General features: G+C 62.4%; 26 protein-coding genes and 3 tRNA genes. 7 read left to right on the top strand and 22 right to left on the bottom strand.

Features of this window, described 5'->3' with window-relative positions:
• Nucleotides 1-11: 11 nt before the first annotated feature.
• The 4 genes from ACTS1Z_RS12695 to ACTS1Z_RS12680 form a co-directional block, all read right to left on the bottom strand.
• A complete protein-coding gene (locus tag ACTS1Z_RS12695) occupies nt 12-1568 on the bottom strand; it encodes an XrtA system polysaccharide chain length determinant (RefSeq protein WP_442624835.1) in 1557 nt (518 codons plus the stop codon).
• A gap of 46 nt (nt 1569-1614) precedes the next feature.
• Nucleotides 1615-2256, bottom strand: coding sequence for an XrtA/PEP-CTERM system exopolysaccharide export protein (locus ACTS1Z_RS12690; protein WP_442624834.1), 642 nt, complete (start codon nt 2254-2256; stop codon nt 1615-1617).
• Between the two features lie 108 nt (nt 2257-2364).
• Entirely contained in the window at nt 2365-3612 is a 1248-nt protein-coding gene (locus tag ACTS1Z_RS12685) for a pyridoxal-dependent decarboxylase, exosortase A system-associated (protein WP_442624833.1), read from the bottom strand.
• Nucleotides 3609-5117: an acyl-CoA ligase (AMP-forming), exosortase A system-associated gene (locus ACTS1Z_RS12680; protein WP_442624832.1), complete on the bottom strand. Its 1509-nt coding sequence runs from the start codon at nt 5115-5117 to the stop codon at nt 3609-3611. The genes ACTS1Z_RS12685 and ACTS1Z_RS12680 overlap by 4 nt, the downstream gene beginning before the upstream one ends.
• A 59-nt stretch (nt 5118-5176) precedes the next feature.
• Here ACTS1Z_RS12680 and ACTS1Z_RS12675 point away from each other — a divergent pair, with 59 nt between their 5' ends.
• The 4 genes from ACTS1Z_RS12675 to ACTS1Z_RS12660 are packed head-to-tail and all read left to right on the top strand — an operon-like array spanning nt 5177 to nt 7997.
• Nucleotides 5177-6181: a GNAT family N-acetyltransferase gene (locus tag ACTS1Z_RS12675; RefSeq protein WP_442624831.1), complete on the top strand. Its 1005-nt coding sequence runs from the start codon at nt 5177-5179 to the stop codon at nt 6179-6181.
• A gap of 33 nt (nt 6182-6214) precedes the next feature.
• Complete coding sequence (locus tag ACTS1Z_RS12670; protein WP_442624830.1) at nt 6215-6487, top strand: phosphopantetheine-binding protein; 273 nt, start codon at nt 6215-6217, stop codon at nt 6485-6487.
• A gap of 53 nt (nt 6488-6540) precedes the next feature.
• Nucleotides 6541-7179, top strand: a complete 639-nt coding sequence (locus ACTS1Z_RS12665) for a hypothetical protein (protein WP_442624829.1) — start codon at nt 6541-6543, stop codon at nt 7177-7179.
• A 2-nt stretch (nt 7180-7181) separates the two neighbouring features.
• Nucleotides 7182-7997, top strand: a complete 816-nt coding sequence (locus ACTS1Z_RS12660; protein WP_442624828.1) for a hydrolase 1, exosortase A system-associated — start codon at nt 7182-7184, stop codon at nt 7995-7997.
• Here the strand turns inward: ACTS1Z_RS12660 and trxB are convergent.
• Nucleotides 7994-8938, bottom strand: a complete 945-nt coding sequence (gene trxB / locus ACTS1Z_RS12655; RefSeq protein ID WP_442624927.1) for a thioredoxin-disulfide reductase — start codon at nt 8936-8938, stop codon at nt 7994-7996. The genes ACTS1Z_RS12660 and trxB overlap by 4 nt on opposite strands.
• 125 nt (nt 8939-9063) lie before the next feature.
• Nucleotides 9064-9140 (bottom strand) — tRNA-Met (locus tag ACTS1Z_RS12650).
• A 148-nt stretch (nt 9141-9288) separates the two neighbouring features.
• Between ACTS1Z_RS12650 and ACTS1Z_RS12645 the strand changes: the two genes are divergently transcribed.
• Nucleotides 9289-9702: a DUF3775 domain-containing protein gene (locus tag ACTS1Z_RS12645; RefSeq protein ID WP_442624827.1), complete on the top strand. Its 414-nt coding sequence runs from the start codon at nt 9289-9291 to the stop codon at nt 9700-9702.
• A gap of 7 nt (nt 9703-9709) precedes the next feature.
• Here the strand turns inward: ACTS1Z_RS12645 and ACTS1Z_RS12640 are convergent, their stop codons facing one another.
• The 3 genes from ACTS1Z_RS12640 to ACTS1Z_RS12630 are packed head-to-tail and all read right to left on the bottom strand — an operon-like array spanning nt 9710 to nt 12740.
• Nucleotides 9710-10225 carry a 2'-5' RNA ligase family protein gene (locus tag ACTS1Z_RS12640; protein ID WP_442624826.1) on the bottom strand — a complete coding sequence of 172 codons (516 nt, stop codon included), beginning with the start codon at nt 10223-10225 and terminating at the stop codon, nt 9710-9712.
• Between the two features lie 4 nt (nt 10226-10229).
• On the bottom strand, nt 10230-10802 hold the full coding sequence (locus ACTS1Z_RS12635; RefSeq protein ID WP_442624825.1) for a nucleotidyltransferase family protein: 573 nt from the start codon (nt 10800-10802) through the stop codon (nt 10230-10232).
• 12 nt (nt 10803-10814) lie between these two features.
• On the bottom strand, nt 10815-12740 hold the full coding sequence (locus ACTS1Z_RS12630) for a potassium transporter Kup (protein ID WP_442624926.1): 1926 nt from the start codon (nt 12738-12740) through the stop codon (nt 10815-10817).
• Nucleotides 12741-12899: 159 nt separating this feature from the next.
• On the opposite strand from ACTS1Z_RS12630, the gene ald reads away from it, so the two are divergent.
• Nucleotides 12900-13994, top strand: a complete 1095-nt coding sequence (ald, locus tag ACTS1Z_RS12625) for an alanine dehydrogenase (protein ID WP_442624824.1) — start codon at nt 12900-12902, stop codon at nt 13992-13994.
• Here ald and ACTS1Z_RS12620 read toward each other — a convergent pair.
• The 6 genes from ACTS1Z_RS12620 to ccmC form a co-directional block, all read right to left on the bottom strand.
• Nucleotides 13991-14656: a tetratricopeptide repeat protein gene (locus ACTS1Z_RS12620; protein ID WP_442624823.1), complete on the bottom strand. Its 666-nt coding sequence runs from the start codon at nt 14654-14656 to the stop codon at nt 13991-13993. The two genes, ald and ACTS1Z_RS12620, sit on opposite strands and share 4 nt — an antisense overlap.
• Nucleotides 14656-15075 (bottom strand): cytochrome c-type biogenesis protein, encoded by a 420-nt coding sequence (locus ACTS1Z_RS12615; RefSeq protein ID WP_442624822.1) that lies wholly within the window; start codon nt 15073-15075, stop codon nt 14656-14658. The genes ACTS1Z_RS12620 and ACTS1Z_RS12615 overlap by 1 nt, the downstream gene beginning before the upstream one ends.
• Entirely contained in the window at nt 15072-15650 is a 579-nt protein-coding gene (locus tag ACTS1Z_RS12610; RefSeq protein ID WP_442624821.1) for a DsbE family thiol:disulfide interchange protein, read from the bottom strand. The genes ACTS1Z_RS12615 and ACTS1Z_RS12610 overlap by 4 nt, the downstream gene beginning before the upstream one ends.
• Nucleotides 15647-17572, bottom strand: coding sequence for a heme lyase CcmF/NrfE family subunit (locus ACTS1Z_RS12605; protein WP_442624820.1), 1926 nt, complete (start codon nt 17570-17572; stop codon nt 15647-15649). The genes ACTS1Z_RS12610 and ACTS1Z_RS12605 overlap by 4 nt, the downstream gene beginning before the upstream one ends.
• On the bottom strand, nt 17569-18000 hold the full coding sequence (gene ccmE, locus ACTS1Z_RS12600; RefSeq protein ID WP_442624819.1) for a cytochrome c maturation protein CcmE: 432 nt from the start codon (nt 17998-18000) through the stop codon (nt 17569-17571). Before ccmE ends, ACTS1Z_RS12605 begins: the two co-directional genes overlap by 4 nt.
• Nucleotides 18001-18138: 138 nt before the next feature.
• On the bottom strand, nt 18139-18855 hold the full coding sequence (gene ccmC, locus ACTS1Z_RS12595) for a heme ABC transporter permease CcmC (RefSeq protein ID WP_442624818.1): 717 nt from the start codon (nt 18853-18855) through the stop codon (nt 18139-18141).
• Nucleotides 18856-18957: 102 nt separating this feature from the next.
• On the opposite strand from ccmC, the gene ACTS1Z_RS12590 reads away from it, so the two are divergent.
• Nucleotides 18958-19863, top strand: coding sequence for a DMT family transporter (locus ACTS1Z_RS12590; RefSeq protein ID WP_442624817.1), 906 nt, complete (start codon nt 18958-18960; stop codon nt 19861-19863).
• On the opposite strand, the gene ACTS1Z_RS12585 is transcribed toward ACTS1Z_RS12590, so the two are convergent.
• The 7 genes from ACTS1Z_RS12585 to ACTS1Z_RS12555 form a co-directional block, all read right to left on the bottom strand.
• Nucleotides 19860-20909: a Glu/Leu/Phe/Val family dehydrogenase gene (locus ACTS1Z_RS12585; RefSeq protein ID WP_442624816.1), complete on the bottom strand. Its 1050-nt coding sequence runs from the start codon at nt 20907-20909 to the stop codon at nt 19860-19862. The two genes, ACTS1Z_RS12590 and ACTS1Z_RS12585, sit on opposite strands and share 4 nt — an antisense overlap.
• 42 nt (nt 20910-20951) lie before the next feature.
• Nucleotides 20952-21028, bottom strand: a tRNA-His gene (locus ACTS1Z_RS12580).
• A gap of 158 nt (nt 21029-21186) precedes the next feature.
• Nucleotides 21187-21261, bottom strand: a tRNA-Val gene (locus ACTS1Z_RS12575).
• 131 nt (nt 21262-21392) lie between these two features.
• A complete protein-coding gene (locus ACTS1Z_RS12570) occupies nt 21393-21665 on the bottom strand; it encodes an HU family DNA-binding protein (protein WP_442614634.1) in 273 nt (90 codons plus the stop codon).
• 159 nt (nt 21666-21824) lie between these two features.
• Nucleotides 21825-24233 (bottom strand): endopeptidase La, encoded by a 2409-nt coding sequence (lon, locus tag ACTS1Z_RS12565; RefSeq protein WP_442624815.1) that lies wholly within the window; start codon nt 24231-24233, stop codon nt 21825-21827.
• 170 nt (nt 24234-24403) lie between these two features.
• A complete protein-coding gene (clpX, locus tag ACTS1Z_RS12560; RefSeq protein ID WP_442624814.1) occupies nt 24404-25675 on the bottom strand; it encodes an ATP-dependent Clp protease ATP-binding subunit ClpX in 1272 nt (423 codons plus the stop codon).
• Nucleotides 25676-25784: 109 nt separating this feature from the next.
• Entirely contained in the window at nt 25785-25901 is a 117-nt protein-coding gene (locus ACTS1Z_RS12555; RefSeq protein WP_442624925.1) for an ATP-dependent Clp protease proteolytic subunit, read from the bottom strand.
• Nucleotides 25902-25910 lie beyond the last annotated feature (9 nt).

The raw sequence follows: 25910 nt of genomic DNA, 5'->3' as shown, positions 1-25910 counted from the left end.
TTCTAACCCCGCTACGCAGCCATGCCGCGTTGAATGAATTCGGCCACCATGAGCAGTCCGAGAACACCGAACAGCGCGATCGACGCCGCCGCGAACTTGCGGAAACTCTTTCGGCGCGCTTCGGCTTCGGCAGGCCGCACGAACTCGCTGATCGCCCCAAGAACGGGCAGTCCGGTGCCGTTCCCGAGCCGGCGAGCGGTCGGATAGGTGGTGGTGAGCTGCGCTTGCGCGAAGGCTGCGCCGAGTCCCGTCGTGATCGCCGCGATCAGGACCAGGATCAGCAGGAGCGGCCGGTTTGGCGCGGCCGGCGCACCAGGCATGCTCGGCGGATCGACCACACGGAACGTGTTGCTGTCGGTTTCCGTTACGACGTCCCCGCGCAAGCGGACACGCTCGCGGTCAGCTACGAGCTGATTGTACTGCGTCTGAAGAGCCAGATAGTCGCGGTCGAGTTGCTGCTGTTGCGCGAGCGAACCCGGATTGGTCCGGCGCTGGCTCTCGATCGCTTCGAGTCCCGCGCGGATCTGGTCGCGCCGCGCGGTCAGCGCCGCGACTTGCGCCTGCCGGTCCGCCAGCATCGAGCTGAGCGAAGTATAGAGCGGGTTCGACGCGGTAGCACCACCGCCCGAGCGGCCTCCGCCGCCTTCGCTGCGGGCCTGCGCGCGGGCGCGCGCAATCTGCGATTCGAGGGCGATGACGTCAGGATGCTGATCGGTCCAGCCCCGGCCGCGGGCGTCGGCCAATTGCGACTGCAGGGCATTGAGGCGCGCGGTCGCAGGACCCGCCACCGCCGCCCCGCCGCCGAAGCCGGGCACGCGCGTGGTCGGTGAGGTCGCATTCATCTGCGCCTGGATCGTCGACAGCGAGCTTTGCGCCGCGGCAAGATCATTCTCGATATTGCGGAGCTCGGAGCGCGCCTGTTCCATACGCTGGGTAATCGTACCCGTGCCGGGCAGAACGCCGCTGAACTCGCGTTCGAAATTGGCACGGCGCTCTTCGAGCTGCTGCAAACGTTCTTCGCGTTCGGCGATCTGGCGATCCAGAAATTCGACCGACTGGGTCGCTTCAGCGCGCGAGCCCGCGAGATTCTCCTCGACGAACACGTCGATCAGTTTCTGGTTGATCTGCTGCGCAAGTCCCGGCGATTCCCAAGTCGCGCTCACCTCGAACATGTTACCGGGCTGGCTGAAGCTGTTCGGATCCTGCTGGGCCGCCACGACCACATTTGCGCGCAGCTGTCCTGCAAGGCTGCGGATCTGGTCGTCGGTCGTCGCCTGCTGCGCAAGATCCGTCTGCCGGACGACTTGTTCCAGATTGGCGGTGGACGCGAGAGTCTGGCGGATGCGCTCGATATTCGCGCGCTGATCGCGGTCGGATACGCCGATCTCGTTGGTCAGCACCGTGTCCGGTTGCACATAGATACGCGCTTGCGATGTGTAGCTGTTCGGGATCAGCGCGACCAGTAGCCAGCCGACCAGCGCGACACCCCAGGCAACCGCCAGCGCCAGCCAGCGGCGTTGCCAAATCGCGTGCAGCGCGATCCTGATCTCTTCGTAAATTCCGTTCATGCCGTGCGTTTCGCCTTTGTCGAATGGATGGCCGGAGCGCGTTCGATCAGAACATGCTTTCGGGGATGATGATCACGTCGCCAGGTTGCAGGTCGACATTCGCGCTCGTGTCGCCGCGCCGGAGCAGGCTCGAAATGCGCAGGTCATATTCCTGCTGCTGGCCGGTCGCGCGGTCGTGCCGCACGAGGCGAGCCCGGTTGCCCGCCGCGAATTCCGACAGCCCACCCACTGCGATCATGGCGTCAAGCAACGTCATGTTCGCGCGGTACGGGATCGAGGCCGGCTCCTCCGTGGCGCCAATGACGCGGATGCGCTGGGCATAGGTGCCCGAAAATTCGTTGACGATCACGGAGACCCGCGGCTCGGTAATATATTGGGAGAGCATCACGGAGATGTCGTCGGCCAGCATGGCCGGCGTCTTCCCAACGGCCACCATGTCTTCGATCAACGGCGTCGTGATGCGGCCATCGGGCCGGACCTGCACTTCAGCGCCCAGTTCGGGATTACGCCAGACGAAGACCGTGAGCTGATCGAGCGGGCCGATCACATACTCCTCGCCCGGCCCCTGGTTCGTGCTGACGAACGAAGCCGGCGGCAATTGCTGGCCCGAACCACCCATGCAACCGGATAATGCGAGAACCGAAACGCCCAGGAAAAAGGCCGCTTTCGAGGATTTGATGCGCATCATTAAGCCCTTCTTTTCCGGGCCGATGACGTCATCCCCAACCAAACGCGCTGGGATTCCGGCCCTTTCCAACGTGCTCCATGCACCGGAAAGGGTTAAATTCGTGTTGAGCTAAATGGTTATTTTTCCTTCGTTAACCACGATTTCCGCGGCAATCGGATGGCTGAGGAAGTTAACCGGACTGGCGCTTAAACCATAAGCGCCTGAGGCGAAAACGGCGACGAAATCGCCGATTTCCGCGTGTGGAACCGCGATATCGGTCGCCAGCTTGTCGAGCGGCGTGCAAAGCGGACCGACGATTGTCGCGCTTTCGATTGCTTCCGTACCCATCCGGGATGCGATCGCCACCGGATAATTACGCTTCATGACCATGCCGAAATTGCCCGATGCTGCGAGATGGTGGTGCATGCCGCCATCGGTGACGAGGAAAAGCTGGTCCTTGCTGACCTTCCGATCGAGGATACGGGCGACGTAGACGCCAGCTTCGCCGATCAGCCAACGGCCGAGCTCGATGATGAACTGCGTGTCGCCCAGGATGGCGTCGCGCGTATCGAGCGCTGCCGAAAGCTGTTCGCCGATGCGTTCGATATCGAGCGGTGCGTCGTTGGCTGTGTAGGGAATCCCGAAACCGCCGCCGAGATTGACGGTTTTCGGCGGTTCGCCAATCGCCTGCGCAAGTTCCGCGGCGAGCGCCAGGCTGGCACGCTGGCTTTCCGCAATCGCGTCCGCATCCAGCGATTGCGACCCCGAATAGATATGGAAACCGCGCCAATCCGCGCCGGATGCGATAATCTCGGCCACCAGCGCCGGCACGCGCTCCTGATCGACGCCGAACGGCTTGGCGCCGCCGCCCATGCTCATGCCGGAGCCTTTCAATTCGAAGTCCGGATTGACGCGGACGGCCAGTCGGGGCGTTTTACCGAGCTTTTCGGCGATTTTCAGGGCTCGCGCGCACTCGCTTTCCGATTCGAGATTGATCGTCGCGTCCAGCGATATTGCGAGTTCGAGCTCCGGATCGCGTTTTCCAGGGCCGGCAAAGCTCACATGCGCCATATCGGCACCAGCCTCGCGCACCCGCTCCAGCTCGCCGCCCGATGCCATATCCAGACCATCGGTGAGCTGCATAAAATGCTTTACGACAGTAGGATGTGGGTTAGCTTTCACGGCAAAATGCAAGTGCAGATCACCCGGCATAGCCGCTCTGAACCGCGCGACCTGCCGGGAGGCGATTTCGAGATCATAGGCGTAGAATGGCGTCTGTCCTGCCGCTTCTGCCAAATCGGCGACACCGATCCCGCCGATAGCGAGTTCGCCTTTCTGATCGGCAAAGGCCGGCGGAATCGGTCCGATCGGTTTCATGCGCCCCATTTCCGTTCAATTTCAGTACGATCAAGCTTGCCATTGGGATTGCGCGGCAGGTTTTCCTGCCAGATAATCTCCTGCGGTTGCATGAAGTTTGGCAGCTCCGTCTTGAGATAGCGTTTCAATGCATCGTCCGACGCATCCCCGTTTCCGCGCACGACGAGACGGATTCCCTGCCCCAGGCGCTCGTCAGCGACGCCAAAGGCGCAGGCTTCCGCCGTTTCTCCGCTCCCGATCGCTGCATCCTCGATCTCGCTCGGCGATATGCGATTGCCCGCGCTCTTGATCATCGCATCGTCCCGCCCGACGAACCGCAGAAATCCGTCGGCATCGCGCGTCACCGTATCCCCGGACCATACGGCCATGCCGCCATAGTCCGAAAAATCAGGTGCAGGCTTGAATCGCTGGGCCGTCCGCTCTGGATCCTGCCAATAGCCAAGGGCCACCAAGGGGCCCGCATGTACGAGCTCGCCCGGTTCATCGGGCGCCGTTTGCGAGCCGTCGGGCGCAACGACCATGATCTCGGCGAAGGGTATGGCCTTGCCGATGCTCTCCGGCATCGTGTCGATCAGGTTTGGCGGGAGGGTCGTAGAGCGAAAGGCTTCGGTAAGGCCGTACATCGAATGCAGCGCCGCACCCGGGAAGTTTTCGCGCAACTTCTCGACCAAGGGTACCGGCATCTTACCGCCACTATTGGTGAGAATTCGCAGTTTTCCGGCAGTTTCATCGGGCCAGTCGATCTCGGTCAATTGCACCCAAAGCGGCGGCACGCCGGCCAGAATTGTGACGTCATGACGCCCGACAGCCTTTGTGACGTCACGCGCCATCAGATAATCGAACGGGACCACAGAAGCGCCCGCATACCAAGTCGAAAACAGCTGGTTCTGGCCATAATCGAAGCTGAACGGCAGGAGGCATAGAGCCCGATCGGACGAGCGGACGTCGAGATACTGTGCGACGCTAATGGCGCCCAGCCACATATTCGCATGGCTGAGCATTACGCCTTTGGGTCGCCCGGTCGAACCCGATGTGTAGAGAATGGCGGCAAGACTGCCTGGATCGCTTTGCGACGGCGGCAGTCCGTCGCCGTCAAGGACCGGATCCGTCTCCTCGGCGATGACGCAATTCTCGGGCGCATCGCCCTCGTCGAGCGAGCCGAGCCGGGATTTTCCCGCAATGAGGAGCCCTGCCCCGCTATCCGCCAGAATATGGCCGACCTGGGCGCGCTTGAGCAGCGGGTTGATCGGGACATGGACGAGCCCGGCGCGCGCGCTTGCCAGCGGCATCAGGCATGCGAGCCGCGTCTTGTTGAGCCAAGACGCCACACGATCGCCCGGTGCGAGCCCCTGCTCATTCAGCCATTGCGCCAGCGCGCCGACGGCCGTCTCCAAGCCCGCGAAATCCCAAGCGCCTTGCTTGTCAATCAATGCGACATCGTCGGGCTTGCCGCGTAACGAAAGGTGATCGAGCGGGCGCGGGTCGGGATTTAAGGCTTTCGTCATCGCTTCCGGCTAGATGGTGGCGTCACGCGCCGCATCGCGGCTATCACCGGGATAGCGTCATGACAGTTAACGTAAAGCTATTCGATAGTCTCGCAGACGTTGCAGAGGATGCAGCCGACACGCTGGACCGCGCGCACCAGCCCAGCCTGTACGACCGGATGAGCTGGTTCGAGATGACCGCCCGCCATTGCGGCGAGGACGGGAGACCGCCCTTGGTCGCCCGCGCGCGCGACGGCGACCGGGCCGCCTGGCTCTTCCTGTGCAGGGCCGGCCCGCACAGTGCCGAAGCGCTGGCAAGCTGGTATACGCTCGCCTTCGATTTGGTGAGACAGGGCGAAGACGACGGGCTGATTGCCGCGATAGCGCAACAGCTTGGAGATCTTGCCGAAATCACCATCGCGCCTGTGGCCCGTCCGGAACCGATCGAAGACGCCTTCGAAGCGGCAGGATGGTCGGCGGTCCGCTCGGTCAAGACGGAGAATTGGGAGCTTCATCCCCCGGCGGACTTCGAGGCATTCTGGAATGCGCGCCCCGGAAAACTGCGCAGCATCGTCAAGCGCAAAGGCAAGAAGGCCAATCTCGACATCGTAATCCACGACAGGTTCGATGAACAGGCCTGGGACGATTACCGCACGATATACACCAATAGCTGGAAACCTGACGAAGGCTCCTGGGAGTTCATGCAGGAATTCGCCGAGACCGAGGGCGAGGCCGGCGCGCTGCGGCTTGGTCTCGCATATAAAGACGGCGAGCCCGTCGCCGCGCAGCTCTGGCATGTGGAGAATGGCCGGGCCACGATTCACAAACTCGCTTATGCGGAAAGCGCCAAGAGTTTTTCGCCCGGCTCGATCCTCAGCAAAGCCATGTTCCGTCATGTAATCGAACAGGATGCGCCTGAGATCATCGACTACGGAACCGGCAGCGAGCCCTACAAGGCCGACTGGATGGACGCGCCGCGGCCGTTATACGAGCTAAAACTCTACAACCGCCGCCATCCGGCAGCCTGGTTGCCGTTGTTGCGCCAGAAGGCGTCGGGCCTTGTCCGCCGCGCCGCGAGCGACTAGGCGGTCGCAACTGTTCTGCAGGGGAATGTTTTGATGGCAACCGAAGCCGCTGAGAAGGTCGAAGAAACGCTGCGCGCGGCGCTCGTGGATGTACTCGGGCTCGATGAAGCGCGGGTTGCAGCTTTCGACGCCGATACCGAGCTTTTCGGCGCGATTCCCGAGCTCGATTCGATGGCCGTTGCCGGATTGCTGACCGAGATCGAAGATCGTCTCGATATCTGGATCGAAGACGATGAATTCGAGGCCGAAATGCTCGAAACCTTCGGCAACCTGCTCGCTTTCGCCAAGGAAAAGGCGCTGCAGTGACGCCCCCTGCCCCGCGATTCTCGCGATATGGATCGCAGGGCGCCGACCATCCGATGATGAGCTTCGGGGCCGATACCGGTCGGCAGCTCCTGATCGTCCCATCATTGTTCGAGGAACTGAATCGCACGCGCAAGCTGATATCCGACCTCATGCGCGCGCTGGCGGCATCCGATATCGCCAGCCACCTCCCCGACCTGCCCGGCACCGGGGAAAGCGAGACATCGTTGGCGGATGTGACTTGGGAGGCCTGGCGTCACGCCGTCACCGACGCGGCCGCGCATGTGGGCGCATCGGCGATACTGGCTCTGCGTGGCGGATGCCTGCTCGACGATGCCGTGCAGCCCGCGGCGCATATCCGCTTCTCGCCGGTGGCGGGTAAGCGTCTCATCCGCGATCTTCTGCGTTCTCGCAGCCTGACCGATCCTGCTTTCGACAGCGCGGCGCAAAAGGCCGTTTTCACCGGCGGATCGACGAATCTTGGCGGCTATCCGGTCGGCGCGGAACTCGCGTCTGCCCTGCGCGATGCGGAAGTCATACCGATCGATGGCGCCACCACCGTCCGCCTCGAAAGCGATCATGGGGAGGCCGATATCACGATCTCGGGACCGCCATTATGGCGTCGCGCCGAACCTAGCGGATCGCCGGAACTTGCCGAAAATCTGGCGAAAATCGTCGCGGATCGGATCGCCTGACGGTGCGCACGCAATTCGCCTTTGCCTGCGAGGGTGAAACGCTGGCGGCGTCGATCGACCCGGCGGACGGGCGCACGGGCATCATCATTGTCACCGGCGGCGGTCAGACGCGCTTTGGCGCGCATCGCGGGTTCGCGGAGCTTGCCACCGCGCTCTCCGCCGCCGGCTATCCGGTGCTGCGGTATGACCGGCGCGGGGTCGGCGACAGTTCGGGCGAAGATCCCGGATTCGAAGCCAGCGCGCCCGATCTCGCGGCCGCAGTGGCGGCGTTTCGCGACCAGATACCAGGACTTGATCGTATAGTCGGTTACGGGTTGTGCGATGGCGCCACGACGCTCTGCCTGTACCATCGTCAGTGCGGCATCGACGCCATGCTTCTCGCCAATCCCTGGGTAGTCGAAGCGGAAGCCAACGAACCGCCGCCCGCCGCGATCAAGAGCCATTATCGCGATCAGTTGATGAGCCTTTCCGGCTGGAAACGGCTGCTCACTGGCGGGATCGACTATCGCAAGGCCGCGCGCGGTGTGTTCAAGATTGCGAAGCCACGCCGAACGGAAGGCAGTCTTGCCGAGCGTGTCGCGGATGCGCTGGCGGCATCAGACGCCCCCGCACATATCGTCCTTGCCAAGGACGACGCCACGGCGATCGGCTTTGCGGACGAGTGGCGCAACGGTGCGATGACGGCATTGGCAGGCGAGGGGCGTTTCACTCTGGATACCATCGAAACTGACGCGCACAGCTTTGCGCGCGATGGCGATTTCGATCAGTTATATGAGACGTGCCTCTCAGCAGTCCGGCGTTTCGAGAATGCCGGTTAAGCGGTTTCGAGTTCCGCTTCGATCTCGTTCTCGGCCAAGAACTTCTCCGCATCAAGGGCGGCCATGCAGCCTGTGCCAGCAGCGGTGACCGCCTGGCGATAGACTTTGTCCATCACATCACCGCACGCGAAGACGCCGGGCACGCTCGTGCGCGTACTTCCCGTCTCGACCTTGATATAGTTATCCTCATCGAGTTCGAGATGGCCTTTGAACAGTGCCGTTGCCGGATCGTGGCCGATGGCTATGAAGCCGCCTTCCGCCGGAATCTGGGATATCTCTCCGGTTTGCGTGTCTTTGAGATCGATTGCGACCAGACCCTCGGGATCGCCGCCACCCACAAACTTGTCCACAGTCTTGTTCCAGAGCACGGTGATGTTCGGATTCGCGAAAAGGCGGTCCTGCAGCACTTTCTCGGCACGGAGCTCGTCCCGGCGATGGATCAGCGTGACGTCATCGCTGTGGTTGGTCAGATACAGCGCTTCTTCGACGGCCGTATTCCCGCCGCCGACGACCGCGATCTTCTTTCCGCGAAAGAAAAACCCGTCGCATGTCGCGCATGCGGACAACCCCTTGCCGCGCAACGCGGCCTCGCTCTCGATATTGAGCCAGCGCGCCTGCGCGCCGGTCGCAATGATCAGCACGTCGCCGATATATTCGTCGCCGCCGTCGCCGGTCATCCGGAACGGCCGCTGCGACAGGTCAACGTCGACGATGCTGTCCCACATCATCCGCGCGCCGCAATTCTCGGCCTGTTTCTGCATCTGCTCCATGAGCCATGGGCCCTGGATGATGTCGGCGAACCCCGGATAGTTTTCGACCTCGGTCGTGGTGGTCAATTGTCCACCGGGTTCGAGGCCCTGCACGACGATCGGCTCCATGCCCGCGCGCGCGCCATAGATGGCGGCGGACAGGCCGGCCGGCCCCGATCCGAGAATGAGCATTTTGGTACGATGCGTTTCAGACATGGCTATTCCCACTCGATATGCACCAGTTAGATAGGTGCCCTGCCGCGCCCGGCGCAAGCGCGCAAGCGGCAGGCATTGCTTCACCGGGGAAAAGAGAAATTTGGTAGCGGAGGAGGGATTTGAACCCCCGACACATGGATTATGATTCCACTGCTCTAACCAACTGAGCTACTCCGCCCCACGCACGAAGGCGAGCGCCGCTAAGAGGCGCTCGGGGCCTATAGGCATCGCGCGAAATGCGGTCAACCGGTTTGGTTACGTCACGGAACTCGGCTACCATGTCGCGGGTTTATCGGTAGAGATAGCCGTTCGCAGGAGACACGCAGATGGAACTCGAAACGCCGCTCGACATGATTTGCCGGATCATCGTGCGCGCCCGCGAATGGGATGCGCAAGTGCCGTCGAACGAACCCGACGAAGTCGATGATGACGGCCCGATTTCCACCGATGACGATTATGACGTGATGATCGACGAGAAGAATGATTCGGTCGAGGAAGAGATCGAGGCCGCGCTCGAGGATCTGGCCGAAGACCAGCAGGCGGAAATGCTTGCGCTCGCCTGGATCGGCAACGGCACATATGACGCCGGAGACTGGGAAGAGGCAGTCGCGGAGGCAGCCGATCCCGAAAACGATCCCATCGTCGAACAGCTAATGGATATGCCGATGCTCGCCGCTTATCTCGAAGCCGGGCTCGAGGCGTTCGATCTGAGTTGCGAGGGCATCGGCCAGATCGATTGAGCGGCCGTCAGCGTGCGAACATGTGCCGCGAAATCAGTTCCCACGACCCGCCGCGATAATACCAGCACGCGATTCCCGAAATTACCACCGGGCGCGCAACGAACTCATCGGATAGCTTCTGCAGCAACCGCTTTGCTTCGGCCGGATCGACCTTGTTCTGGACAGTCACATGTGGCCGCCAGCCTTGCCGGTCCTGCGGGGTGAGCAAACCGGAAAAGGCGTCAGCGAGCGCGTCGCGAATAGCCTCGAGCTCGGGGCTCTCAATGCGAAAAGCAACGCCGCGACCGAGCGACATCACACCGCTTAGTCGGGCCTTGGGTCGCGCGACGCCGCGTGTTTCCAAGTTCAACCGGTGCCTGAGTTCACCCACAATGCTCGGGGGAAGATGGTGAAAGAGCGTCAGATGGGCATCGATTACGTTGCGCTCCGGCGGGAAATGCGCCTGTCGCAGACCATTGAAGAAGGCGAAATCGGCATCGCCGAACAATGCGGAGACAATGATGGGCGCGTCTGTGCCGGTCATCTGTTCACGCTCTTACGGGAACCGCGCGCAAGTCGCACGGCCGATCTATATCGGCGATAATGGCCCGGCCGCATTCGATTGACACCATTTCGTCCTGTTCGAATGGTTTGTCGCCAGCTTCGAGGCGTTTTCGCGTCGTCGCGGTATCGCCAATCAGGACCGGGTGGCCAGGCGTACCGCGATGACGGGCTCGGACAGCGGCAGCGCCGCGCCGTGCTCGCACCGCCAACCTCGTGGCGACTCCGCCGGGCAGGTCCGGCAGGTCTCCCAGAAATACGAAGCATTCGCGTTCGTGTCGGCGCAGCGCTCGCAATCCGTACAATAGACTCTTACGCCGCGATTCGTTCGGGGTTCGCGCAACCACCGTGGTAATGCGATGCGCCGGGAAGTGCGCAGCGATGGATGTGAGACGGCGGTGATCCGCGCCGACGACGAGCAAAGCCCTACCAACCGGCGCGCGCAATGCATGCTCGATCGCCCATTGCAACAGCGGCTTGCCACGATATCTGGCCAGCAGCTTGTTCGCCGCGCCGAAACGCTGCGAGCGGCCCGCGGCCAGGATGATGGCGGCGCGCAACCCGTTCCGGCCCTATATCTCGACCTGACTGCCCAGTTCGATCACGCGGTTCGTCGGCAGGCGGAAGAACTGCATCGCAGTCTCGGCATTGCGCAGCATCCAGGCGAACAGTTTCTCACGCCAGGGCGCCATTTGCGGGTTCTCAGAGCTCAGCAATGTCTGCCGCGCCAGGAAGAAGCTCGTTTCGATCATGCGGAAAGGCGGGCCGCAGGTCGTCACCTTCTCGAGCGCCTGCGGCACATTGGTGTCTTCCCTGAAGCCGTAGCGCAGGATGATCCGATAGAAACCGGCGCCCAGGTCCTCGTACTTCACGCGCTCCTGCTCGCCGACATAGGGGCGATCGAGGATCGAAACGGTCAGCAATACGATGCGCTCGTGCAGGATCTTGTTGTGTTTCAGATTGTGGAGCAGCGCGTGCGGCACACCCTCGGGAGACGTCGTCATGAACACCGCCGTGCCCGGCACGCGCGTCGCCTCGCCGACCGCCGATTTGACGAAGACCTGCACGGGCATGGCGGTTTCGCGCATCTGTGCGATCAGGAGAGCGCGGCCCTTGGCCCAGCTCGTCAGGAGGATGAAGGCGACGCCGCTGATCGCGAGCGGCACCCAACCGCCCTCCATGAACTTGGTGAGCGTTGCGGCGACGAACAGCAGGTCGATCGCGAAGAATATGCCGACGAGCAGGAGCGCCAACAGCTTGTTCCATTTCCAGAAACTCAAAAGCAGGACGGCAAGCAAACAGGTGTCGAGCAGCATCGCGCCGCCCACGGCCACGCCATAGGCCGCGGTCAGGTTCGATACGGTTCCGAAGGTGAGGACGAGCAGCACGACGACGATCATCAGCGCCCAGTTTACGACCGGAACATAGACCGGGCCGACCGACGAACCGGCGGCGTGATCGATCCGCAGGCGCGGCATGAAACCGAGCTGGATGGCCTGCTGTGTCACCGAAAAGGCGCCCCAGATCACTGCCTGGCATGCGATTATCGCCGCCAGCGTCGCGATAATCAGTAGCGGGAGCTGAAACCATGCGGGTGCGAGCAGGAAGAAAGGATTGGTCATTACGGCTTCGCCGCCGCGAAGGGCGAGCGCCCCCTGCCCCAGATAGCTCAGCATGAGCGCAGGAAGAACGAAGCATAGCCAGGAAATGCCGATCGGCCGGCGCCCGAACCGGCCCATGAATGCGTAGAGCGCCTCGGCCCCGGCCACGGCGAGGATGACCGCGGCCAACGCTAGAAAGGCCCGGAGCGGCTCGGCCATGAAAAACTGCACCGCATGATGCGGGCTCAACGCCCAGAGGATTTGTGGGCTCTGCAATATGCTCAGAACACCGAGCACGGAAATGACGAGGAAATAGAGCAGCATTACCGGGCCGAAAAAGGCACCGATGCGAATCTTGCCCGAACGCTGGATGAGAAACAGGAAAATCAGGAGGAAGACAGCGAGCGGTATGACCCACCCGCGCAGGGACGGATCGACGATAGAGAGCCCTTCCACCGCCCCGAGCATGGAAACTGCCGGACCGACCATTGCGTCGCCGAAGAACAGGGCCGTCGCCAGTACGCCAAGCATGACGAGCCCGCCGCCCCACCTTTTACCGGCATTTTTGCCGCCCATGAGCGCCAGCAGCGCGAGGCTGCCGCCTTCGCCGCGATTGTCCCCGCGCATGATGATTGTGAGATATTTTCCGCCGACGACAAGCATCATGGCCCAGAAAATAAGGCTGAGCACGCCATAAATGTGCAGCGCTTCGAGCGCGAGCGGATGATGACCCGTGAACGCCTCGCGAAACGCATAGAGCGGCCCCATACCGATATCGCCGAACACGATGGCCAGAGCCCCCAATGCGAGCTTCAGGATCGACTGGTCTCGCGCCAGCGAACCGGAAGCAGGGTGAGCGGTGCGTGAATCACTCATTTCGGACGAATGCGACCCCAGATTGCGTGTGCGAATGCTGCTTCAGCCGCCGCATTCCGGCCTTTCCTGTGGCGAGCGGCGAAGCGGGCGGCCTATCACGAGACCGGCCGGTTCGCAATGGGAGGACAAGGGTGAACGGCCCCGCTATAGGCCGTGCATCAGCAATTTCAGGAGGCGTCAATGCGCGTCGGAATCCCCAAGGAAATCAAGAATCACGAATATCGAGTCGGCCTCACGCCGGATTCGGTTTTCGATGTCGTACAGGCCGGTCACGAGGTGGTAGTCGAAACCAAGGCCGGATGCGGCATCGACTTCGACGATGACGATTACCGCGCGGTCGGCGCGACCATTGTCGATACCGCGGCCGACGTTTTCGCGGCGGCTGACATGATCGTGAAGGTCAAGGAACCGCAGGCGGAAGAGGTCGCGATGCTGGAATCGCGCCATATCCTGTTCACCTATCTCCACCTCGCCGCCGACAAGCCGCAGACCGAAGGGCTGATGAAGTCCGGCGCAACCTGCATTGCCTATGAAACTGTGACATCGCCCAATCGCTCGCTGCCCTTGCTCAAGCCGATGAGCGAAGTGGCCGGGCGCATGTCGATCCAGGCGGGCGCGCATTATCTGGAAAAGGAACAGGGTGGCCGCGGCATCTTGCTCGGCGGCGTGCCCGGAGTCGCACCGGCCACTGTGGTCATCATCGGTGGCGGTGTTGCTGGCCTGAACGCGGCGCAAATGGCCGTCGGTCTGCGCGCGGACGTGACGATCTATGATATCAGCAACGACCGCCTGGCCGAGCTCTCGACCCATTTCGGTGCGTCCATCAAAACGGGATATGCCTCAAAGGCTGCCATTGCCGCCGCAGTGCAGGACGCGCATCTCGTCGTGGGCGCGGTGCTCGTGCCCGGCGGCGCGGCGCCGAAGCTCATCACACGCGAAATGCTGAAGACCATGAAGCGCGGCTCGGTCATCGTGGATATCGCCATCGATCAGGGCGGCTGTTTCGAAACGTCGCGCGCGACGACTCATGACGAGCCCGTCTACGAAGAGGAAGGCATAATCCACTATTGCGTGGCGAACATGCCCGGCGCGGTCGCGCGCACCTCGACCTTCGCGTTGAACAACGCGACATTGCCCTATGTCATCCAGCTCGCAAACAAGGGTCCGGCACAGGCGATGGCTGATAATCCGCATCTTGCCGCCGGGCTCAACGTGTCGGACGGGAAGATTCGTTACGAGGCCGTCGCCGAAGCGCTCGACCTGCCGTTCAACTAGGATTCGCCTTCGGCATCCTGCGGGGGCGCTTCGGGCAGTTCGACCGGGCGCCCCTGCGAACGGGCGATGCTCGCCAACCGGCTTTCCAGATCGGCGCGATAGGGCGCGTCCGACGCGCTCCGTTCCAGCAAGGCGCGCCAGGTCGCCTCGGCATCGTCCAACCTGCCCGCCTGGGCTAGCGCCAGCCCGAGGAAGAAAGGCGGGCCCGGATGATCGGGGTCCAGTTGCGCGGCGCGTTCGAACGCAAGCTGCGCGGCCGGGTTCATCTGGCCCTCGCCGTGCAGAAGCAACGCATTGCCGAGCGCGACCCAGAGATCCGGATTGTCGGGGTCGTTATCGATCCCGTTCTGGACCGCATGGGCCGCGTTCATATGATTGCCGACACGGTTCAAGGCTTCGGCGAATTCGATCCAGCGTTCGGACGATGCGTTGCGATTGTCGAGAAACGCTTCATTGACCTCGGTACTGCCCTCCGGCGGACGCTCGGCGCGGTTCTCCGTCGGACGGCCTTCGAGGATCGGACTGCCCTGCCATGCATAGCCTGCGAGACCGATCAGTAGTGCCGCGCCCAGCCATTCGAGCTTGCGGCCGCGAAACTCGGCAAGGCGCCAGAGCCAGAAGACTATCAATGCGATCAGGCCGACCGCGGCGAACCACCCCATCAGCTTTCCTTGCGCGTCCTGCGGAACCGGCCGCGCGCAAGCCATATGCCGATGCCGAGCAACAGGATCGGCAGCAGCCAGAGCGGCCAGGTCACGCTGTCGATGGGCGGATCGTATGTGATCCAGCGGCCGTAGCGATCGACGAGCCAGTTGCGGATGTCCTCCGGCTCCTCGCCGGCCGCGATCCGGCGACGCACGAGCGCGCGCATGTCTTGTGCCATGTCCGCATCGCTGTCTGCTATCGACTGGCCCTGGCAGACCAGACAGCGCAGCGATTCCATCAGTTCCGTGGCCTCTGCCTCCTGCGCGGCGTCCGGCAGCTGGCGGTTGGCCCATTCGGCCTCGGGCATGCGCGATTGCGAGTGGAGGGGTGCGCTAATGGCAGTCATCAGCAAGAATATGGCGAGCGCGCGCATCATTGCGCGTTCTCCAGCGCCGAAAGGATCTCGGGCACATGTTCTGGGCGGATATCGCCGATATGCTGGTGGACGATCACACCGTCACCATCGACGATAAAGGTTTCCGGCACACCCGACGATCCGAGCGCGAGTTGCGCTTCGCTCTGCGTGTCGGCACCGATCCGCTGATAGGGGTCGCCCCAGCGCTGCAGGAACGCGTACACATCTTCAGGCCGGTCGCGCACCGCGATGGCGTCGATCTGCACGCCTGCATCGCGCAGTTGCATCAGTTGCGGCGCCTCGGCGATACACGGAACGCACCAGCTGGCAAAGAAGTTGACGAGGCGCGGTTCGCCCGTCGCAAGGTCCGCACTGCTGAGTCCGGGCCGACCAGGCAGCGACGGCTCGAGCGCGAATTCCGGCATGGGTTCGCCGATCAGTTGCGATTCGATCGCGCGCTGCTGCGGCGAACTGTTCCCAAAAAAGAGCGCATAGCCGAAGAAGCCGAAGAAGATCGCGGCAACCGCGAGCGGTACCCAAAGGATGAAGCGCTTCATGGCCACGCTCTGTTCGTCGATGGCGGGATCGCCGCTCATGCCCAGGCCTCGCGTTCCATGGTGCGGCGTTCACGCCGGACACGGCCGATGAGCGACAAGAGCCCTCCGAGCGCGATCAGGAGCGCGCCGAACCAGATCAGTGTCACGAACGGCTTGTACCAGAGGCGAAGTTGCGACCGGCCGGCCCCGTCGCTGCTGCCGAGCACGGTATAGAGCTGGCCGGTCCAGCCCGTGCGAATGGCCGCTTCGTTGGTTTCGGTTTGCGGCGAGGAGAACATGCGCGACTGCGGCGTCAGGACGAAGGGATCGCCATCACCGCGCTGGACTGTCAATCCGCCCTCCACAGCCGTCCAGTTCGGCCCGGCGACCGGGCGCGTGCCATCGAACGTTACCGAATAGGGCCCGACCTGATGCGTCTCGCCGGGCGCCGAAGCGACAAGCACTTCCTCGCTAAACGCACTTTCGAAGGCCATGCCGGCCATGCTCACGGCAATACCGAGATGGGCGATGACCATGCCGTAGATGAACATCGGCGTACGCCGGAGGTTCCGTTTCCACAGCGGCGCGATGCTGGCCGCGGCTACGCCGGCCGCGAGCATCAAGCCAAGCATCGGCAATATCCCGATCGGCGACGCGAACAATACCAGCGCCATGAGCGCCAGCGCCGTAATCAGCACGGGCAGCGATATGCGGTTCATCACATTGCGCCAGGTATCGCGCCGCCAGCGCAGGAGCGGCCCGATGGCCATGGCGGCGACCAGCAGCAAGGCCAGTGGCCCCGCTGTCGCGTTGAAATAGGGCGGGCCGACGGAGAGCTGTTCGCCCGTTACCGCTTCGACGCCGAGCGGATAGAGCGTGCCGATCAGAACGATACCGAGAATGGCGGACAGCAGGAGATTGTTCGCGACGAGCGCGCCCTCGCGGCTCATGAATTCGAACTGTTCCCCTTCCCGCACCGTGCTGACGCGCATCGCGTAGAGCGCGAGTGCACCGCCGATATAGAGGATCAGCAGAGCGAGGATGAATGTGCCGCGCTGCGGGTCGACGGCAAACGCATGGACGCTGGTCAACACACCCGAACGGACAAGGAATGTCCCCAGCATCGACATGGAAAAGGCGACCACGGCCAGCATGATCGTCCAGGCGCGCAACGCATCGCGCGTTGCCAGCACCGTCACCGAATGCAGCAATGCCGTCGCGGCCAGCCACGGCATCAGCGACGCATTCTCCACCGGATCCCAGAACCACCATCCGCCCCAGCCCAGCTCGTAATAGGCCCAGTAACTGCCGGCCGCGATGCCGATCGTCAGGAATATCCATGAAGCGAGCACCCAGGGCCGCATCGCCCGGGCGAAGGTCGGGCCGACATCGCGGGTCAGCAGTGCGCCGACGGCGAAGGAAAAGGCGATCGAAAGACCAACATAGCCGACGTACAAAGTCGGCGGGTGGAAGGCGAGGCCCGGATCCTGCAGCAGCGGGTTGAGCCCCCGGCCCTCGACCGGCGCCGGGGTGAGCCGGGCGAAGGGATTGGAGGCGAAGATTAGAAAGGCGTAGAAACCGAGCCCGATTGCCGCCTGCGCAGCCAGCGTCGCCGTCAGCGTGCGTTCCTTGAGCCGCTTCTCGAACATCGCGACGAGCGAGCCGGACAGCGCCAGGATCGCGACCCAGAGGAGCATCGACCCCTCGTGATTGCCCCATGTCCCGGAGAATTTGTAGAGCATCGGCTTGGCCGAATGGCTGTTCGCCGCAACGAGTTCGACCGAAAGATCGGTGCGCATGAACAGCCATACGAGCATCGCGAACGAAAATACGGTCAGCAGGCCTTGCACGATCGCCACCGGCCGGATCGCGTTGACCGCGCCGCTGCTGTTCGAACGCAGCGCCATCACGCCGAATACCAGCTGCAAACCACATAGTGCAGCGGCAAGCCATAACGCGGCAAGTCCGGCTTCGGCGATCACCGGCGCGGATCTCCTACCAGCTCTACATCGGCAAGTTCGGGCGGCATGTAATTCTCGTCATGCTTCGCGAGAATATGATCGGCGACGAACACGCCATTCTCGTTCAATGCACCTTCCGCGACAACGCCGGAATTCTCTGCGAAGAGGTCCGGCGTAATGCCAGCGTAGATGACTGGCACCTGTGCTTCGGCGTCCTGGACGAGGAAGCGGATCGATACACCGTCAGGCATTTCCTCGATCGAGCCCTGTGCAACCATGCCTCCAAGCCGGAAGGCCTGACCGGCCGGAACGGGTTCCGCCGCGATTTCGCCCGGTGTGCGGAAGAGAGCGGCATTGTCGCGCAGCCCGTACAGCGCCAGGAAGCCGGCCGCAGTGACGGCGACAACGGCGATAATGGCGAGCGCCAATCGCTGATGCTTGGCCTTCATTACTCTCTATCCTCGCGCAGAGCGTCCATGCGCGCCTCGGACGACCGCATTTGCATATAACTCCAGATAGTCAGTCCCGCGGTTCCGACAATGGTGCACGCATAGGCGGCAATGATGAAGGGCCATGGCTCCACGATGTTATCCTTGCGCCAATCGGCGTAGCCGGGACTCGACCCGAATGCCGGCAATGATCGCGCGCATCCGGAACAGGACGATCGCGCCAAAGAGCAGCGAAAAGCCCAAGGTTGCAACCCCCAGCGGCCATAGCATCGCGCTATCGATGGCCGAACCGCTCAACGTCAGGCTCTGGGGCTGATGAAGCGAATTCCACCAGGTCACCGAATAATGGATGATCGGCAGGTTGATCGCACCGATCACACCGAAGATCGCGGCGACCCGGCTGATGCTCGCGCGCTCCTCGCTCGCGGCCGCCAGCGCCATGAAGCCGAAATAGAGAAACAGCAGAACCAGCATCGAGGTCAGTCGCCCGTCCCAGATCCACCAGGTGCCCCAGGCCGGGCGGCCCCAGATCGATCCGGTTAGCAGGCACAGGGCCGTAAACAGCGCGCCGGGCGCGGCAATCGCGCGCGCGGCAATACCCGCGAGCGGATGGCGCCAGACGAGCTGCATGATGCTGGCGATCAGGATGCCGCTCCATCCCGCCATGCCGAGCCAGGCGGTGGGCACATGGACATACATGATCCGGACGAGCTCCCCCTGCAGGAAGTCCGGCGGCGAATAGACGAGACCCATGACGAAGGCCGCGCCGACGAGCAGCAATCCGCCCCAGAACATCCAAGGCGTCAGCGGGCGGGCGATCGATAGAAAACGGGTCGGATTCGCGAAAACATGCATCTTGGCGGTGTCTTAGCGTAGCTTCTCGGCGGGGAAAAGCATAACAGGACGGCGCGAAAAGAATCCCGTCGGGGACAGTATAGCAGGATCGCCGAAACAGCTTTGAGCGACATTTCCTTTCCCGAGCAACGGCCTGTCGCCGGCATCGTGCTGCGCATATTGGCGGCAACGATATTTGCGTTCATGGCGGCAATGGTGAAGATCGGCGCGGATCACGGCCTGCATCCGATCGAGATGATATTCTGGCGCTTCGCCTTCGCGTTGCCGCCGCTCTTTCTCTGGGTTCTGCTGCGGCCGGGTCTGCAAATCATCAAGACCCGCCGGCCGCTTGCGCATCTGTGGCGCGCGGTGATCGGGTTTGTCGCCATGGGGTTCGGCTATTGGGCGTTGACGCTGCTGCCGCTCGCAGAAGCGACGGCGATCAGTTTCGCCGCGCCAATATTCGCGACATTGCTGTCGGCCATATTCCTGCTCGAGAAAGTCGGATGGCATCGCTGGAGCGCAGTGCTTGTCGGGTTTCTCGGAGTGCTCGTCATAGTACAGCCGCAGGATCTGAACCTGCCGCTCGACGGGCTCATGGTGGCTCTCGCGTCGGCCTTCGGCGTCGCCTGTGTCATCATTACGATCCGCCAGATCAGCAAGACCGAACGCGCGCTCACGACGGTATTCTGGTTCACCGCGATATCGGCCGTGGGAACCGGGTTCGTCGTGCCATTCTTCGCCGAAAGCCACGACTGGCAAGGCTGGGCGATCATGATCGGCATCGCGATATTGGGCGGAACGGCACAATTGTTGCTGACGGCTTCGCTGCGGGTGGCGCCGGTCGTCGTCGTTGCGCCGTTCGATTACACGCAGCTGCTCTGGGCCGTGGCGCTCGGATGGCTGATCTGGGCGGATGTACCATCAGTCGCAACCTGGTGCGGCGCGGCGATCATCATCGGCAGCGGGCTTTACACCCTCTATCGCGAGCGGGTTCGCTCGCGTCCCGCGCGGCCGGTTATCTTCTAGGCGCGGCCGATCAGGCGACGCGCGATACGGTCGGCGACATCGGCAGACGGAGCGCCGGTTTCCGCGCTTTCCTGCCAGACCTGTTCGAGCCGCTCGGGAATCTTCGCGATACGCGCCTTCACCTCGGCCTCATCGCCCTGCCCTAGATATTCGAGGCCGACATTGATGATGCCACCCGCGTTGATCACATAATCGGGCGCGAACAGGATGCCGCGGTCGTAGATGCGCTGGCCGTCCGCCGGCGTTGCGAGCTGGTTGTTCGCGCCGCCCGCGACCGCCGCGCACCGCAGTGCCGCGATGCTCTGCTCATCGAGGATCGCGCCGAGCGCATTGGGGCTAACGATATCGGCTTCGATCGAGAGGATTTCGTCCGCCTCTACGGCCTCGCCGCCATATTGGGTGGCGAACGCCCTGGCGCGTTCGATGCTGACATCCGCGATCGTCAGCCGCGCGCCCTCTTCGGCGAGCAGCTTGGCAAGGCCGCCGCCGACACTGCCCACGCCCTGGATAGCGACATGCACGTCTTTGAGGCGATTGACGCCGAGTGCCCGTTTGGCTGCGGCCTGGACGCCGAGAAAGACGCCGAGTGCCGTATACGGGCCCGGATCGCCGCCCGCGGCACCGCTTTCGACCGGCAGGCCCGATACATGGTCAGTCTCGCTGCGGATCACGACCATGTCATTGTCCGTCATGCCGACGTCTTCGGCGGTGACGTAACGGCCGCCGAGACTGTCGATCGCCCGGCCGAAGGCCTTGAGCATGTCTTCGGTCTTGGTCTTCGCCTGGTCGGCAAGAATCACGGCCTTGCCGCCGCCCATGGGCAATCCGGCCATTGCATTTTTGAAGCTCATACCGCGCGAGAGGCGCAGCGCGTCGGTAATCGCCCGAGTCGAATCGGGGTAATGCCAGAAACGGACTCCGCCCGCGGCCGGGCCCAGATGCGTCGAATGTACGGCGATAATAGCGCTCAATCCGCTCTCGGCATCGCGGAAGAGATGCACGGCTTCATGATCGTCATAATCGGGAAGGTCCCAGGTCGCGGACATTCGGTATTCCTGCGTAGCCGGTGATCAGATCATCGGAAAAACTGGGGCGATCGACGGGACTTGAACCCGCAACCTCCGGCATCACAAGCCGGCATTCTAACCAATTGAACTACGATCGCCATGAACGGCACAGAGCCAGGGGCGCACATAGGATCGCCGAGACCCAACCGTCAATGGTTTGTAATATAATTACGGGTGGATTTTCCCGACAAACACGACCTTCGATCGACCGTCGCCCAAGGCCTGACAGTGACCGTCGCCCAAGGCCTGACAGTGATGGTGGGCGCGGCTGGGATTGAACCAGCGACCCCTGCCGTGTGAAGGCAGTGCTCTCCCGCTGAGCTACGCGCCCGATACCATGTCGGCACATTTAAGCGTGTCGACCCGAAAGAAAAGAGGCGAGCGCTGAAACAGCGCCCGCCTTTTCGTGGCGGTAAGGGCCCGCCACCGGCCCGCCCGGCAATCGCCGAACGAAACGCCCGTCTAGTTGACCGCGTCCTTGAGGCCCTTGCCGGCCTTGAACTTCGGCTGGGTCGAGGCCGGGATCTGCATCGGCTCGCCGGTGCGCGGATTGCGTCCCGTCGAAGCCTTGCGCTCGGTCGTCGAGAAGGTTCCGAAACCGACCAGGCGGACTTCGCCGCCATTGCTCAGCGCACTCGTGATCGTATCGAACACGGCTTCGCACGCTTTGCCGGCATCGGCCTTGCTCAGACCCGATGCATCCGCGACCGAAGAAATAAGTTCCTGCTTGTTCATGCTCTCCGCACCCCTTGTTTCTGTATTTCGTAAAAATGACTCACGGCTATGCCGACGCGCGCATCTAAGTCTAATTGACCCTCTGCTGTAAAGCCCAAAAGGCAAGAAAAACGGTAATATTCCTAGGTTTTCGGGCCAAAGCGACCTTTTTGTTGCGAATCAGTGACGGACCGCCGGATCACTATCGCCTGAAACTCCCGGCGTGACCTGAGGGCTCGGGTCGGTCGCGATCTCGTCGGCATCGCTCCATTCGATCGGCGCGACCTGCCCGGTCAACGCCAGCCCGAGGACCGCATCGACATGGCCCACGGGGACGATTTCGAGTCCGTCACGAATATTCGCCGGAATGTCGGCCAGGTCCTTCTCATTCTCTTCGGGAATGAGGACGGTCTTGATGCCGCCGCGCAGCGCCGCCAGCAATTTTTCCTTCAGCCCACCGATCGGCAATACGCGACCGCGCAGCGTAACTTCGCCAGTCATCGCGATTTCGCGGTTCACGGGAATCCCGGTCAAAGTCGAAATCATCGCGGTGACCATGCCGATACCGGCGGACGGCCCATCTTTCGGCACCGCCCCTTCGGGCAGATGGACGTGGATGTCCTTCTTGCCGAACACGCTCGGCTTGATGCCATAGCTCGGCGCGCGCGCCTTAACGAAGCTCATCGCCGCCTGAATCGATTCCTGCATGACTTCGCCGAGCTTGCCGGTCGTCTTGATCTGGCCCTTGCCGGGAACCGTTACCGCTTCGATCGTGAGCAGCTCGCCGCCGACCTCGGTCCAGGCAAGGCCCGTGACCGCGCCGACCTGATCCTCTTCCTCGCCGACACCGAACCGGAACTTGATGACGCCGAGATAGTCGGAGAGATTGTCCGGCGTTACCGTCACAGACTCCGCATCGCCCTCTAGGATTTCGCGAAGCGCCTTGCGCGCCAGTTTCGCGATTTCGCGTTCGAGCGTGCGGACACCGGCCTCGCGCGTATAGTTTCGGATCATCGCGCGCAGCGCATCGTCCTCGAGCGTGAACTCGCCCTCCTTAAGCCCGTGCGCTTCGATCTGCTTGGGCAAGAGGTGGCGCTTGGCGATCTCCACCTTTTCGTCCTCAGTGTATCCGGACAGGCGGATGATCTCCATCCGGTCGAGCAGCGGCTGCGGGAGGTTCAGCGTGTTCGCCGTGGTCACGAACATCACGTCCGAGAGATCGAGATCGATCTCGAGATAATGATCCTGGAACTTGTCGTTCTGCTCAGGGTCTAGCACCTCGAGCAGTGCCGAAGCCGGATCGCCGCGAAAATCCTGGCCGAGCTTGTCGATCTCGTCGAGCAGGAACAGCGGGTTAGACGTACCGGCCTTTTTCAGGTTGCTCGCGATCTTGCCCGGCAGCGAGCCGATATAGGTGCGCCGATGACCGCGAATCTCGGCCTCGTCGCGCACGCCGCCCAGTGACTGGCGCACGAAATCGCGGCCCGTCGCCCGCGCGATCGACTTGCCGAGCGACGTCTTGCCGACGCCCGGCGGCCCGACGAGGCACAGGATCGGGCCTTTCAGCTTGTTGGTACGCGCCTGTACGGCAAGATATTCGACGATCCGGTCTTTCACCTTCTCCAGCGCGTAATGATCCTCGTCGAGGATCTTCTGCGCCTCGCCGATATCCTTTTTGAGCTTGGCCTTCTTGCCCCAGGGCAGGCCAAGCAGCGTGTCGAGATAGTTGCGGACGACCGTCGCCTCGGCCGACATCGGCGCCATGGCCTTGAGCTTTTTCAGCTCGGCTTGTGCCTTGGTCCGCGCTTCCTTGGAAAGCTTGGTTTCCTTGATCTTCTTCGCGAGTTCGGCGAGCTCGTCGCCCTCTTCGCCATCCTCGTTTCCGAGCTCGCGCTGGATCGCCTTCATCTGCTCGTTGAGATAATATTCGCGCTGCGTCTTCTCCATCTGGCGCTTCACGCGGCTGCGGATCTTCTTCTCGACCTGCAGCACGCCGAGCTCACCCTCCATGAAGGCGAAAGCCATTTCGAGACGCTTCGACGGGTCGCGCTCGACGAGCATCGTCTGCTTGTCCGCGACCTTGGCGCCGATGTTCGCGGCGACCGCATCAGATAGCTGAGACGCTTCCTCGATCTGCCCGAGCTGGACCGCCGTTTCCTCGGGAATCTTCTTGTTGAGCTTGGCGTAATTGTCGAACTGCTCGACGGTCGAGCGCATAAGCGCCGTCACTTCCGGGCCGTCGGCCGGCTTGTCCTCGATCAGTTCGATATCGGCAATCAGATGTTCGTCGCGATAATGGATGTCCTCCAACGACGCGCGCTGCTGCCCTTCGACGAGCACGCGCACCGTGCCGTCCGGCAGCTTGAGCAACTGCAGGACCGTCGCCGTCACACCGACATCGTAGAGCGCGTCGCGGTCGGGATCGTCCTCGGCCGGATCGAGCTGCGCGACGAGAAAGATCGTCTTGTCTGCCGCCATGGCGCGCTCGAGCGATACGACGGATTTGTCGCGTCCCACGAACAGCGGAACGATCATGTGCGGAAACACCACGATATCGCGAAGGGGAAGAACAGGCAGGGAAAGGCTCATCACATACTCCAACTTCGGGCTCGCGCCCGGCTTACCGCAATATATGGTGGTGCAGAGGCACGTATCAACGCCAAGCGGCGGCAAAGATGTGCATGGCCGCAGATGCCACGCGCGAATTACCGTGTCCGAAACAAAAGTTACGAACCGGACCTAAACCATGTTTTCCAGGGTCAGGCCGCGTCGTCGGCGGCCTTTTCCTTGGTTTTGGCGAAAACGCGCACGGGCTCCTTGCGGCCCTCCACGACATCCTTGTCGATCACTACTTCGCTGACATCTTCGAGGGTCGGCAGGTCGAACATCGAATCGAGCAATATGCCCTCGAGAATCGACCGCAGGCCGCGTGCGCCGGTTTTACGCTCGATGGCCTTCTTGGCAATCGCGATCAGGGCGTCGTCCGTGAACTCCAGCTTCACATCTTCCATGTCGAAGAGCTTGGCATATTGTTTCACCAGCGCATTTTTCGGTTCGCGCAGAATCTGCACCAGCGCATCCTCATCCAGATCGTCCAGCGTCGCGATGACCGGGAGACGACCGACAAATTCCGGGATCAGGCCGTATTTCAGCAGATCCTCGGGCTCGACATGGCGGAGAACCTCGCCGACCCGGCGTTCGTCTGGCGCTTCGACATGCGCGCCGAAGCCCATCGACTTGCCCTGCATCCGGTCCGAGATGACCTTTTCGAGACCCGCAAATGCGCCGCCACAGACGAACAGGATATTCGTCGTATCGACCTGCAAAAATTCCTGCTGCGGATGCTTGCGGCCGCCCTGCGGCGGGACGCTGGCGGTCGTGCCTTCCATGAGCTTGAGCAGCGCCTGCTGCACGCCCTCGCCCGAGACATCGCGGGTGATCGACGGATTGTCAGACTTGCGGCTGATCTTGTCGATTTCGTCGATATAGACGATCCCGCGCTGGGCGCGCTCGACATTATAGTCGGACGCCTGAAGCAGTTTCAGGATGATGTTTTCGACATCCTCGCCGACATAGCCGGCCTCGGTCAGCGTCGTCGCATCGGCCATGGTGAACGGCACATCGAGGATGCGCGCGAGCGTCTGGGCGAGCAGCGTCTTGCCGCACCCGGTCGGCCCGACGAGCATGATGTTCGACTTGGCGAGCTCGACATCGCTGCCGGCGGCGCCATGGTTCAAGCGCTTGTAATGGTTATGCACCGCGACGGAGAGCACACGCTTCGCGCTATCCTGACCGATCACATAGTCGTTGAGGACTTCGCAGATTTCGGCGGGCGTCGGCACGCCCCCTTCCCGCTTCGACGAAATCGAGCCCTTCGTTTCCTCGCGGATGATGTCATTGCACAGTTCGACGCATTCGTCGCAGATGAACACGGTCGGGCCGGCAATCAGCTTGCGCACCTCATGCTGCGATTTTCCGCAGAAAGAGCAATACAGGGTGCTCTTGGAGTCGCTGCCGCTCAGCTTCGTCATAATCAATTCCCTCCGGCCGCATCGCCGCAGCCGCAAACAGTCTAGCGCGTCGTTATCCGGCTAGACAATGACTTATTGCACAAGAAAATAGCTAATGGCTTAACCGCGCTCAGCTATCGGACTTTGAGTCGACCTCGGGCCGTTTTTCGTAAACCTCGTCCACCAGGCCGAAAGCCTTGGCTTCGTCCGAGTCGAAAAACTTGTCCCGATCCATATTGTCTTCGATCTCGTCGAT

This window comes from Parasphingopyxis sp. (assembly GCF_052168295.1).
Taxonomy (GTDB): Bacteria; Pseudomonadota; Alphaproteobacteria; order Sphingomonadales; family Sphingomonadaceae; genus Parasphingopyxis.
This window is presented reverse-complemented; position numbering and strand designations above follow the sequence as displayed.